Below are 11,517 nucleotides of genomic sequence, written 5' to 3' on the forward strand. Positions count from 1 at the left end.
TGGTTCCTCATCGCCGTGGATCTTCGGTCCCAGGGCGGCAAAATGCCGGCCACCCATTTCGCTGCCCTTGAATCCCATCGTTAGCGCACTAACTAATAATTCAGTTAGCACACTTACCTTAAGCGCCCCATGGAAACCGATCCCAAGCTCACCGCCGATCTCATCGAAGCGCTCACCAAAGCCAGCCGCAAGATCCGCACCGCCTTCAACCAGCAGGTGACGGCCAACGGGCTGACCTATCCGCGCGCCCGCGCCCTTCTCAGGCTGTCGCGGCGGGAATGCATGCCGCAGAGTGAACTCGCTTACGAACTGGAACTGGAACAGGCCACGCTCGTTCGCCTGCTGGACCGCATGGAGGAGAACGGCATCATCGAACGGCGACCGGATCTTTCAGACCGTCGGGTTAAGCAGATTGCGTTGACGGCCCACGGCAAGGAGCAGGCCGCATTCGTGCAGGCCATTGGAGAGCGTCTGCGCGGACGGATTTTTGAGGGCATTGACCCGCAACAATTGCGCATCTCGATCGACGTATTGGAACTGCTTGCCGAGCGGGTTGCCGACCTGGAGATTTTCGATGTCACCCCGTAAGGACGATGAAAATCCGGCAACTGGCCCGATGGCTGGCCCAGTCTCAAGCCCAGCCGCCGCCCCTGTCGCTGATGCGCAAACGCCACCGCCCGGCCAGATGCCCGCGCCTGCGCCCTTCGTTGCGCGCCCTCCAGCCATGATGGCCGCCTATATGCTGGCGGCAACCCTGATTGCACTGACGCAAGGCCTCGGCCTCAGCCTTTTATCCAACAATATCCAGCAGGTGGCCGGGCCGCTTGAGGCAACGCAGGTGGAAGCCACCTGGCTGATTGCCGCCTATATGATCCCCAATGCCAGCCTGACACTGATGCTGTTCAAGCTCAGGGCGCAGTTCGGACTGCGCAAATTCGCAGAAATCTCGATTGTCGCCTATGCCGTTATCAGCCTTGGCCATCTCTGGGTCGACAGCTTTGAAAGCGCACTCGCGCTGCGGTTTTTTGCGGGTGCTGCGGCAGCGCCGATGTCGTCGCTTGCCTTTCTTTATATGCTCGAAACCGTGCCGCCGGCGCGCAAGCTGAACCTCGGGCTCTGTCTTGCGCTGACGGCGCTGGCGCTTCCGACGCCGGTTGCGGGCCTGCTGTCGCCCGTGCTTCTTGATCAGGGCGGCTGGCATGCCTTTTATCTCCTGGAACTTGGCCTGGCGCTCGTCTGCCTTGCGGCCATCTACCGGCTGCCGCTCAATTCGCCGCCGCGCACCAAGGTGATCAGCGCGCTCGATATCATCAGCTATGGCTTTCTGGCCGTTGGCCTCGGTTCCATCGCCGTGGTGCTCACCGTCGGGCGGCTCTACTGGTGGGTGGAAGCGCCATGGATCGGCTGGTTGCTGGTCATCGGTTTTGCAAGCCTCACCGTCATGGCGATGATCGAGTTGAACCGGCGCAACCAGCTTCTGGATATCCGCTGGCTGACGTCGCGCGAGATCGTGCATTTTACCGGCGTGCTTCTCGTTTTCCGGCTTATTCTTTCGGAACAGTCGAGCGGGGCGATTGGCATGTTTCGCACCATGGGCCTGCTGAGCGACCAGATGCACGGCCTCTATCTCGTCATCCTTGCCGCAAGCGTCGGTTCCGGCCTTCTCTGCGCCCTTTTGATGAAGCCCGGCCGCGAGCCTGCCATTCACGCGGCAGCTCTCATCATGCTGGCCGCCGGCAGTTATATGGACAGCGGCTCCACCGTGCTGACACGTCCCGAACAGGTTTATGTGAGCCAGATGCTGATCAGCTTTGCCAGCGGCCTTTTCCTGCCGCCGGCGCTCGCCATCGGCTTTTCGGCGGCGCTCAAGCGGGGGCCGAACTATATCCTGAGCTTCATCATCGTTTTCCTCACCACCCAGAAGGTCGGCGGGTATCTGGGCAGCGCGCTTTATGGCACGTTCGTGCAATGGCGCGAGCAGTTCCATTCGTTCCGCCTCGTCTCAAGGCTTGCCGGCTCCGACCCACTGGTCGCCGCCCGTCTGCAACAATATGTCGGCGCCTATGCGAAGGTCACCACCGATCCGCTGCTGCGCAATGCGCAGGGCGCCAGCCTGTTTTCCAAACAGGTTCAGCAGCAGGCCTATGTGCTTGCCTATAACGATGCCTTCCTGATGACGGCGCTGCTGGCCCTGGCCGCCCTTGCCGTGCTCGTTCTCCATCTTCTTGTTCGCCACAGAGATCGGTGGCTGCCCGCCCGGCTTGCCCCGAAAGACGCCAGCGCCACGGCCTGATCTCTCGTTCGACCCCTTTTGCCCCCTTTGGAATTGTCCGCCATGACCCAGTTTTTCCGTTCCATTGCCACCTATATCGCACTCGCCATCGGCCTTGCCGGTGTGCTGATCGTGCTCTTCGTGTTCAATCTGCCGCCCTTCCACGGCAGTATCGAAACCACCAATGATGCCTATGTCCGCGGCCAGGTGACGCTGATCAGCCCGCAGCTTGCCGGCTATATCGTCGAGGTGCCGCGCAAGGATTACCAGAAGGTGCGTCAAGGAGACCTGATTGCCCGCATCGATGACCGCATCTACGTGCAGAAGCTCGAACAGGCCAAGGCAACGCTTGCACGCGCCGAGGCCGGCCTTGCCAATTCCGAACAGACGCGCAAGTCGAACGAGGCAAAGATCGTCTCGGCCAAGGCTGCCATTGAAAGCGCCAATGCCAGCCTGACGGCTGCCCGCACCAGTTTCGAGCGCACGCAGGCGCTGCTGGAGCGCAATATCTCGACACAGAGCGAATCGGAAAAAAACCGCGCGGCGCTCGATCAGGCCGTCGCCGCCGTCCATCAGGCGGAGGCCGCAGAACTGGTGGCCGAACAGGACCTCAACACCACGATCGTGTCGCGCCGCTCGCTGGAAGCCGATGTGGAGAGCGCGCGGGCCGCCGTGGCGCTGGCCGATATCGACCTGCAGAACACCCGCATTCTTGCGCCGCAGGATGGCACGCTGGGTGAAATGGCAGCGCGCATCGGCCAATATGTCTCGGTCGGCACGCAGATTGCCTCGCTGGTGCCGGAGCGGATCTGGGTGGTGGCCAATTTCAAAGAGACCCAGCTTGCGGGCATGCAGGCAGGTCAGACCGTGACATTCACCGTGGATGCCCTCGGCCATCAGACGCTTTCCGGCCGCATCGAGCGTTTTGCGCCGGCCACCGGCTCGGAATTCAGCGTCATCAAGTCGGATAATGCCACGGGCAATTTCACCAAGATCGCCCAGCGCATTCCGGTACGCATCGCCATTGATCCGGACCAGCCGCTGGCAGACAGACTTGTGCCCGGCATGTCGGTGGTTGCGCGCATCAATCTGGCGCAGGCTGAACCGGATGCGTCCGTTGCCGAACGCTGATCGGCCGGCCTATCCCGCGCTGCGGCGTTTGAGCAGCGCATTGCCGGCCACCAGCGCCACGCAGAACACCGAAACGAGAAAGATCGCGCCGGACATGGCGTAGATGGTGGGGGAAGCGCCGGAATTCATCTTGCCGAACAGCACCACCGGCAGCGTGTTCTGCCGGCCGGCGAGATAAAAGGCGCGGGTAAACTCGTTAAGCGACAGCAGGAACGAGAAGATGAAGGCGCTGACAAGACCGGGCCGGATGAGCGGCAGGATGATATCCCTGAACTGCTGCCACCGGTTTGCCCCGAGATCGGCTGCCGCCATCAGATAGGACCGGCGCACCACGGCAAAGCTTGTGAGGATGACGATGAAGGCAAAGGGCAGCGCCCAGAGCAGGTGCCCGCCGATCACCGTCATCATGCCGGCTTTGATGCCGGCGCGCTGGAAGACGGCAGAGAGCGCCAGCCCCTGGATGACCCCAGGCACGAACATCGGCAAAAGCACCGTCAGGAACCAGGCGGTGCGCCGCGCATGCAGTTCCACATAGGCAAGCGCTGCCAGAAGCGACAGGCCGGTTGCCAGAACGCCGGTGATGACGGCCACCAGCAGCGATTGTTCGAGCGCTGCGATAAGCTGCTTTTCGCCGGCAAGCGCCAGATACCATTTGAGCGTCACATCGGACACATGCGGCAGCGCCGGCTGCAGCGCCGGATTGAACGAGACGCCGAGAAGATAAAGCGGCGGCGCATAGATCACCAGAAGGCCAAAAGCGGTGATCACCCAGATCAGCGTGCGCGACAGAGTGCCATCCTGGTTCATCAGGACGTGCCCTCCCCGAACAGGCGCGCCAGCCCGAAACGGGCATTGCCGACCAGCACCACGCAAAAGATGACCGCCAGAACCACCGAGGAAATGGCAAAGGTCAGCGGATAATTCGCCACCCGCATCACGTCATTGATCATGACGGAGACGATGCTGGCGCCGGCGCCACCCAGCATCTGCACTTCCGTGGACGAGCCCGCCACCATGACGAAAACGAAAAGGAAGCCGGCAAAGATACCGGAAAAGGTCAGCGGCACGAGAATGGTGCGCAGCATGGTCCAGAAGCCGGCGCCAAGATCACGCGCGGCAACCATCACCACCGGATCGACGCGGCGCATGGAGAGAAGCAGCGGAAAGGTGGCAAATGGCAGGTAGGAGGCGACAAGGCCGAGGATGACGGCGAAGTTGGAAAACAAAAGCCAGTCGAGCGGCGCATCCGTCAGGCCCAGGTGGATCAGCAGGTCATTGACAACACCGGTTCGCCCCAGCACCAGCCGCCAGGAAAAGGATCGGATGAGATAAGAGGTGAAGAAGGGAATGGTCATCAGCGCCAGAAGTAGAAGCGAAAGGCGGCGTCCGGCGAGAAAATGCACCGCGTAAGCGGTCGGCCAGCCGATGAGGAGGCAGATCAGCGCCGTCAGACATGCTTTTGCAAGCGTCGAGACAATGACCGTCCAGCGCCCGGCCTCCAGAATGGCTCCGTAGGCGGCAAGGTTAAAATCCGGACGGATCCAATAGGTAGCGGGATCCCAGGTCCAGAAACTCCACACCACCACCACGATCAACGGCAGAAAGCCAAGCGCAAGAATGGCCAGAAGCGGCAGCGCCATGAGGAACAACGAGGGCGGAAGACGGCGGTTCATGAGGTTCCCTGGCTTCTGCGGATTGGTTTGGCGTGGAGATTGCGGGGTGTTTAATGGTGTGCCGTGGCTTACCCCCTCTGGCCTGCCGGCCATCTCCCCCACAAGGGGGGAGATACGATGCAGTAAACGTCCCTTTCCTGAAACGGACGGCGCGGCCGGGTTAAGCCCTCCCCCTTGTGGGGAGGGTTTGGGAGGGGACTTGTCTTATCTGCAATAGCCCTGCCCTTGTGGGGGAGATCGTCGGCAGGCCAGAGGGGGTAACCGTACACGCGACACCTCCCCAAGGCCCAACCCTACCCTTCAAGCGTTGCGCAGCTTCTGCCACCATTCCTCGTAAAGCTGGAAATTGTCCGGGCGGCAATTCTGCCAGTAGACCTTGCCGGCAAACTTCGCCTTCACATGGTCGCCCAGCGCCTGCACCTCTTCCGGCTTGTATTCGCCGGGGTTCTTTTTGGCATAGGCGACATTATTGTCGGTCGGCACCAGATAGCCGCGCGACTTGCCCAGTTCGCAGCCGTAGAGACCGCCGAGAAGACCGTTGACGAAGGTATGGGCAACATCGGTCACGCCGCGATCGGCAGCGCCCTTCAGAAGCACGGTATTGTTGCCCCAGCCCTCATAACCCTCGACGGGGGCCGCATATTCCACCTGAAGCCCGCGCTTGCGACCCTCATAGACAATCGGCTCCCAGCCGGTCATGGCATCGACTTCCTGATCGGCCACCAGCTGCACGCCCTGTTCCCAGCCGTTCCAGAAGGTGCGGAACTGGCCGTCCTTCTTGTGCTTGATGAGGAATTCCATGACGAGGCCAAGCTCGGATTCGGAAAGATTGCCCGGATCCTTGATCGGCTGGTTTTCCGATTCCTTCAGATACATGGCGGTGAAGATGGCGCTGTTGATCCAGGCATCTTCCATGGCCACCCGGCCCTTGAGCTTCTTGTCGAAGATCACGCCGTAGCTGTCGACCTTGCCCAGTTTGTCGGGACGATAAATGATCGAATCGGCATTAACGACGGTCGGGATGCTATATTGCTTGCCGTCCTGGCGCAGGTAGGGAATGTCCTTGGCCCACTGCCAGATGCTGTCGTAATTGGGGATCTTGGTAAGATCCCAGGGGATGATGACGCCCTGGCGCGCCAGTTCCTTTTCGGCGCCGCCCTGAAAACCGCCGACATCGAAAAGCTCGTTGGCATTACCGGCGGCAAGGCGGGCAATGACGGGCCCGACATCATTGCCGTTATCGGTAAATTCCGGGGAAACGCCGACCTGGCTTGCAAAGTCGCTCCATTTGTCTGCGATATCCAGAGTGGCGGTTGCCCAGAAAGCCACGCTTTTGGGGCTCTGTGCGAATGCCCGCCCCGGCGCCGAAAGGCCAGCGACCGAAAGTGCCGCGCCACCGGCCCCCATCAGCTGCAGAAGCTGGCGCCGATTGATGTTGCTGGCACTACTGCCAAAATTGCGTCCCTTATCCATGTTTTCATTCCCCTCTCTTATTTAAAAGCCGGCCTTGACCGTCCCAAGCCTAAAATAAACCCGCGTACGGCATGGAAATCATGCCGTTGGAATAAGGATCGCACCTCCTGCCGCCACAACCAGAGGCACATGCCGGCCCGGTTCCGGCAAGGGCCGATCCGCCCCTTGCGCAACCACCACCGTCTGCCCGTCTGCAAAGGCCAGTGTCACGTCATGATGGAGGCCGCGAAACCGGCTTTCCACCACGCGCAGCATCAGCAGAGCGTCGGGCTCCTGTAAAGGCCTTTCATCCATAGATTGCAAAAAGAGCCGGTCCGGTCGCAGCGCCACGACACTTTGCGTGGGCACTACGGGTCCGCCAATCCGGACCGGCACTTTCTGTCCTGCAACGACGGCACTGCCAAACTCTCCCGTCGCGGTAACGCCTTCATGTTTCAACTGGATGTCGATGCCGACGAAACGGGCGACAAAGGCATTGGCCGGCGCCTCGAAAAACCGCGCCGGCGCATCGACCTGCTGCAGCCTGCCCTGGTGCATCACGCCCATCCGGTCGGAAAGGCTCAATGCCTCATCCTGGTTGTGGGTCACCAGAATGAAGGTGGCGCCGGTGCGCTTGTGCAGGCGGGCAAACTCATCGCGCATCTGCTGGCGCAACCGCTCGTCGAGCCCCGTCAGCGGCTCGTCGAGAAGAAGAATGCCGGGCTCCATGACCAGCGCACGCGCCAGTGCCACGCGCTGCCGCTGGCCTCCGGAGAGAAGGTTCACGTCACGCGGGCCAAATCCGGAAAGCTCCACCAGATCAAGCGCGCCCTCCACCTTTGCGGCAAGGGCTGCCCCGCGCAGGCCGCGGAGCGAAAGCCCGTAGCCGACATTCTGTGCCACGCTCATGTGCGGAAAAAGCCCGAGGCTCTGGAAGACGGTGTTGACGGGGCGCGCATTGGCCGGCACGCCGCCCATATCGCGCCCATCAAAGGCAATACGCCCGAAGGTTGGCGCATCAAAGCCGCCCACCAGCTTCAAAAGCGTGCTCTTGCCACAGCCCGAAGAGCCGAGCAGCGTGAAGAATTCGCCGGCCCGGATCGAAAGCGACACATCGTCCACGCCCCTCACGGGGCCGAACGCACGCGTGACATTTTCGAGCTGGATGGAGATTGCCATTCTCAGGCAGCTCCGCTCTGGTTGTGGTCCTGTTCCCGGATGATCATGATCCCCTCCTGCGTCAATGCCAGCTGCTGGCCGGCCAGAACAAGAGTAGTGGCGGTTGGCTCCTCGACAATCAATGGGCCCTGAAGCGTCATATGCGGGCGGAGCCGGCCGCGCGCGTAGACCGGGCAGGAGACCCAGCCTTCCGTGCCGCCGAAATAGACATCGCGCGTGCCGCAGCGCGCCTCCTCCACCGATATCACCTCGCCCTTCAGCTTCGGGATGGCAATCACCGGGCCGCTCAGGATCGCTTCCAGATGCAGCATGGTGATCTCGATGGCCGAATGCGGAAGGCGGAAGGAATAGGCTTTTTCATGGGCTGAGTGGAAGCGCTCGGAAAAGGCCTCCTCGGTGTCGCCGGGTTCAAAACGGGTGAAGACGCCGTGTTCCTGGCCGCGGTAACGCGCCTCGATGCTGTAGGAAAAACGGATCTCTGCGTCAGTGCCCTTGCCGAAATAATCCGCCGCATCGTGCTCCAGTGCCGCAAAGCGTTCGCCCGCCGCGGCCAGCGCTTCTGGCGACAGTGCCGAAAACCAGGTGGAGCGGAAATCGGCGCGCGGTTCGGCCGCCAGCATGCCCCAGGCGGAAAATATGCCGGGATGGAGCGGCACCACTGTTGATTTCACCTTGAGATCGCGGCCAAGACGGGCGGCAAGGGCGGGGCCGGCGCCGCCGCTGATGACGAAAGCTGCATCGCGCGGATCATGGCCACGCTGCACCGTCACCAGCTTTAACGCATTGATCATGTTGGCATGGGCAATCTCGATGACCGAAAGCGCCGCATCCTCGATCGACATGCCAAGCGGCACGGCAAGCGTTTCAATGGCGGCACGCGCCTTTTCCACATCGAGCGGCATGGTGCCATTGGCAAAGGTTGTCGGGTCAAACACGCCGATGGTCAAAAGCGCGTCGGAAATCGTCGGCCGGCTGCCGCCTTTTCCATAACAGGCCGGGCCTGGCATGGAGCCCGCACTTTCCGGCCCGACCGACAGCGCGCCACGCTGGTCGATGCGCGCAATCGAACCGCCGCCGGCGCCGATTTCGACAATATCCACCACCGGAACCTGCACGGCATAACCGGGGTTGATACGGCTGCGCTCCAGCCGGTATTCGCTGTCGAGCGTCGGCCGGCTGTTCTTGATCAGCGAACATTTGGCGGTGGTGCCACCGACATCGAGCGACAGAACCTCGGTTTCGGAGAGAAGTGCGCCGATGCGCGCGGCACCCGCCACGCCGCCGGCAGGCCCGGATTCTACCAGTGTCAGCGGGCTTTTCACCACCTGGTCGAACGTGGCAATGCCGCCGTTCGACTGCATGGCATAATAGGGGCAGGTGAGATCCGTCTCGGTCAGCGCCTCTTCCAGCCGCTCGAAATAATACTGGATGATCGGCTGCACATAAGCGTTCAGAACCACCGTGTTGGAACGCTCGTATTCCCGCCATTGGCGCGAGACTTCATGGCTTGCGCAAATGGTGGCGCAGGGCAGCGCATCGGCTAGAATATCAGCGCAGAGCGCCTCATGCTCGGGATTGGCATAGCTGTGCAAGAAAAGGATGGCGACCGCTTCGACACCCTCTTCCAGGCATGTCTTGATGATCGGCTTCAGGTCGTCCAGCTCCAGCTGGGTCAGGACATTGCCTTTTGCATCGATGCGTTCGCGCACCTCAAAGCGCAGGTGGCGCGGCACGAAGGGTTCAGGGCTATGGAATTGCAGGTTATAGAGATCCGGCCGGTTGCCGCGCCCGATTTCCAGCACATCGCGGAAACCCGACGTCGTCACCAGCGCCGTCTTGACGCCCTTGCGCTCGGTAATGGCGTTGATCACGGTGGTGCCGCCATGGGCAAAGAAGGTCACATCGCGACGGCGCAGGCCATCGCTCTGTTCCGCGTCCGCAATCGCCTGCAGCACGCCGCGCGACTGATCGTCCACGGTGGTGAGGCTTTTGGCGGTAAAGACTTCGCCGGTCAACTCGTCATAACCGACAAGATCGGTAAACGTGCCACCGACATCGGTTGCAAGCCTGATCATTGTTGCAGTTCCTTTTCAAAGCCATAGGTTTCCCGCGCTGCTGTTTCGCTCAGCAGTCCGTCGGCAATGTCCTGTTCGATAAGATGTCTTTCGCGCTCATTCGGCGCGCCCCAGCCGCCACCGCCGCCGGTGACGATACGCACTACGTCGCCTTTTCCGAGCCCGATATGGTGCTCTCGGCCGTATTGCCGGCTATCGCCACTTGCCCCTGCGCGCACCTGCAGGCTGTTCAGCGTACCGGCCAATCCGCCCGCCATGCCCCAGGGCTGCGTCACGGTGCGCCCGAAACTGCAATAGGCCTCGGCGCCATTGCCATGGATCTCGTATTCGCGGATGATGCCAAAACCACCGCGGCGCCGCCCGGCACCGGTGCCACCTTCCACGTTCAGCCCATAACGCTTCACGATCAGCGGAAAACGCGCCTCGATCGCTTCGACGGAATAATTGTAGGTATCGCCGTCGGTCAGCGCGATGAGCGCATTGGCGCCGTCGCGTGTTTCGCTTGCCCCCCAGCCGCCATGCTGCGGCTCTATATGGATGAAGGGGTGTCCGTCGCAATCGTGCCCGGAAATATAGACAACGCAGAGGCTGGAATAGGAGCCGGCGGAAAACCTTGCGGGCATCAGTGGCGCCAGCGCCTTCCACACCAGTTCGGACGCATGCACCGAGCCTTCGTAATACCAGCCGGTCGGCGAAGGCTTTTCGGCGGTAAAGATGGTTCCGGAGGGTGCAACCACTGAAAGCGGCCGAAACCAGCCCTCGTTGGAGGGCGCCTGCGGCCCGACAAGCGCCTTGACGATGGTGCGCACGGCCGATTCCAGCGCACCACGCGCGCAGTTGATCGGGCCTGCAACGGCTTTAGGGCAGCCGGTAAAATCGGTAACGATGCTGTCGCCGGCGATGGTCACGGTCACCTCGACCGCAATCGGCGTGTCGCTCACGCCGTCGCCATCGATCACGTCACGCGCATGATAGGTGCCATCGGCAAGGGCTGCGATCGCGGCCCGGCTCAAACGTTCGCTGGCCGACAAAAGATGATCAAAGGCGGCGCGAACCGTGGAGGCCCCGTATTTTTCAGCGATCTCGCCCATGCGGCGGGCCGCCACCCGCACGGTTGCGACCTGCGCAGTCAGATCACCCAGTGCAATCTCGGGCAGGCGAACGTTTTCGCGGATGATATGCAGGATATCGTCGGAAAACACGTCGCGGCGGGCAATTTTTACGCCGGGAAGGCGAAGCCCCTCCTGGAAAACAGAGGTGGCGTTCGGTGCAAGGCTTCCCGGCACGGAACCGCCGACATCGAGGTAATGCGCAACGTTGATCGCATAGGCAAACAGGGCGCCCTCAAAGAAGATCGGCTTTACGATGGCAAAATCGCAGGCATGCGTGCCCCCGGCATAGGGGTCGTTGGTCAAGAGGATATCGCCATCCTCGAGATTGGTGCCGAAGCGGGCGATCAGCGCCTTCACCTGCGCGCCGAATGTGCCGGTAAACAGCGTGATGCCGTTCATCTGCGCCACCAGCTCGCCCTCGGCACTCAAAACCCCGCAGGCGAAATCCAGGACTTCGTAGATGACGGGGCTCATGCTGGTGCGGGCCATGACGATGCCCATCTCATCGACGGTCGCCAGAAGCTTTCCCTCGATGATTTCCTGCGTGACGGGGTCCACCCAACCACCGGCTGCTGCCTGCATGTTCGAACCTGCCCTTATGCCATTTCTACTTTGAGGGGAGA

9 protein-coding genes are annotated in these 11,517 nt (G+C 61.6%); 3 read left to right on the forward strand and 6 right to left on the reverse strand.

All coding sequences use genetic code 11. The features are described from left to right. The first annotated feature begins 129 nt into the window (after window positions 1-129). From AC4CWF_RS21210 to AC4CWF_RS21220, 3 genes are all read left to right on the forward strand, one after another. Entirely contained in the window at window positions 130-588 is a 459-nt protein-coding gene (locus AC4CWF_RS21210) for a MarR family winged helix-turn-helix transcriptional regulator (RefSeq protein ID WP_491287384.1), read from the forward strand. A 97-nt stretch (window positions 589-685) separates the two neighbouring features. Continuing rightward, window positions 686-2,293: an MFS transporter gene (locus AC4CWF_RS21215; RefSeq protein WP_491287741.1), complete on the forward strand. Its 1,608-nt coding sequence runs from the start codon at window positions 686-688 to the stop codon at window positions 2,291-2,293. A gap of 42 nt (window positions 2,294-2,335) precedes the next feature. After that, a complete protein-coding gene (locus tag AC4CWF_RS21220) occupies window positions 2,336-3,403 on the forward strand; it encodes an HlyD family secretion protein (RefSeq protein WP_491287388.1) in 1,068 nt (355 codons plus the stop codon). Between the two features lie 9 nt (window positions 3,404-3,412). Here AC4CWF_RS21220 and AC4CWF_RS21225 read toward each other — a convergent pair whose 3' ends face one another. The 6 genes from AC4CWF_RS21225 to AC4CWF_RS21250 all read right to left on the reverse strand — a co-directional run bounded on the left by AC4CWF_RS21225 (window position 3,413) and on the right by AC4CWF_RS21250 (window position 11,476). Beyond that, window positions 3,413-4,210, reverse strand: coding sequence for an ABC transporter permease (locus tag AC4CWF_RS21225; protein WP_491287390.1), 798 nt, complete (start codon window positions 4,208-4,210; stop codon window positions 3,413-3,415). Further along, a complete protein-coding gene (locus AC4CWF_RS21230; protein WP_491287392.1) occupies window positions 4,210-5,076 on the reverse strand; it encodes an ABC transporter permease in 867 nt (288 codons plus the stop codon). Before AC4CWF_RS21230 ends, AC4CWF_RS21225 begins: the two co-directional genes overlap by 1 nt. Before the next feature lie 300 nt (window positions 5,077-5,376). Further along, entirely contained in the window at window positions 5,377-6,549 is a 1,173-nt protein-coding gene (locus AC4CWF_RS21235; RefSeq protein WP_491287394.1) for an ABC transporter substrate-binding protein, read from the reverse strand. A gap of 78 nt (window positions 6,550-6,627) precedes the next feature. Next, on the reverse strand, window positions 6,628-7,707 hold the full coding sequence (locus AC4CWF_RS21240) for an ABC transporter ATP-binding protein (RefSeq protein WP_491287395.1): 1,080 nt from the start codon (window positions 7,705-7,707) through the stop codon (window positions 6,628-6,630). Between the two features lie 2 nt (window positions 7,708-7,709). Further along, the gene (locus AC4CWF_RS21245; protein WP_491287397.1) at window positions 7,710-9,782 is read right to left on the reverse strand and encodes a hydantoinase/oxoprolinase family protein; all 2,073 of its coding nucleotides are present in this window, start codon (window positions 9,780-9,782) and stop codon (window positions 7,710-7,712) included. After that, a complete protein-coding gene (locus tag AC4CWF_RS21250; protein WP_491287399.1) occupies window positions 9,779-11,476 on the reverse strand; it encodes a hydantoinase B/oxoprolinase family protein in 1,698 nt (565 codons plus the stop codon). The genes AC4CWF_RS21245 and AC4CWF_RS21250 overlap by 4 nt, the downstream gene beginning before the upstream one ends. Between the last annotated feature and the right edge of the window lie 41 nt (window positions 11,477-11,517).

It is taken from the genome of Neorhizobium sp. PAMB6630 (genome assembly GCF_058242775.1).

Excerpts from the sequence above, each read along its gene's own strand:
- AC4CWF_RS21210 (WP_491287384.1), top strand. The coding sequence starts at position 130 with ATGGAAACCGATCCCAAGCTCACCGCCGATCTCATCGAAGCGCTCACC.
- AC4CWF_RS21215 (WP_491287741.1), top strand. The coding sequence starts at position 686 with ATGCCCGCGCCTGCGCCCTTCGTTGCGCGCCCTCCAGCCATGATGGCC.
- AC4CWF_RS21220 (WP_491287388.1), top strand. The coding sequence starts at position 2,336 with ATGACCCAGTTTTTCCGTTCCATTGCCACCTATATCGCACTCGCCATC.
- AC4CWF_RS21225 (WP_491287390.1), bottom strand. The coding sequence starts at position 4,210 with ATGAACCAGGATGGCACTCTGTCGCGCACGCTGATCTGGGTGATCACC.
- AC4CWF_RS21230 (WP_491287392.1), bottom strand. The coding sequence starts at position 5,076 with ATGAACCGCCGTCTTCCGCCCTCGTTGTTCCTCATGGCGCTGCCGCTT.
- AC4CWF_RS21235 (WP_491287394.1), bottom strand. The coding sequence starts at position 6,549 with ATGGATAAGGGACGCAATTTTGGCAGTAGTGCCAGCAACATCAATCGG.
- AC4CWF_RS21240 (WP_491287395.1), bottom strand. The coding sequence starts at position 7,707 with ATGGCAATCTCCATCCAGCTCGAAAATGTCACGCGTGCGTTCGGCCCC.
- AC4CWF_RS21245 (WP_491287397.1), bottom strand. The coding sequence starts at position 9,782 with ATGATCAGGCTTGCAACCGATGTCGGTGGCACGTTTACCGATCTTGTC.
- AC4CWF_RS21250 (WP_491287399.1), bottom strand. The coding sequence starts at position 11,476 with ATGCAGGCAGCAGCCGGTGGTTGGGTGGACCCCGTCACGCAGGAAATC.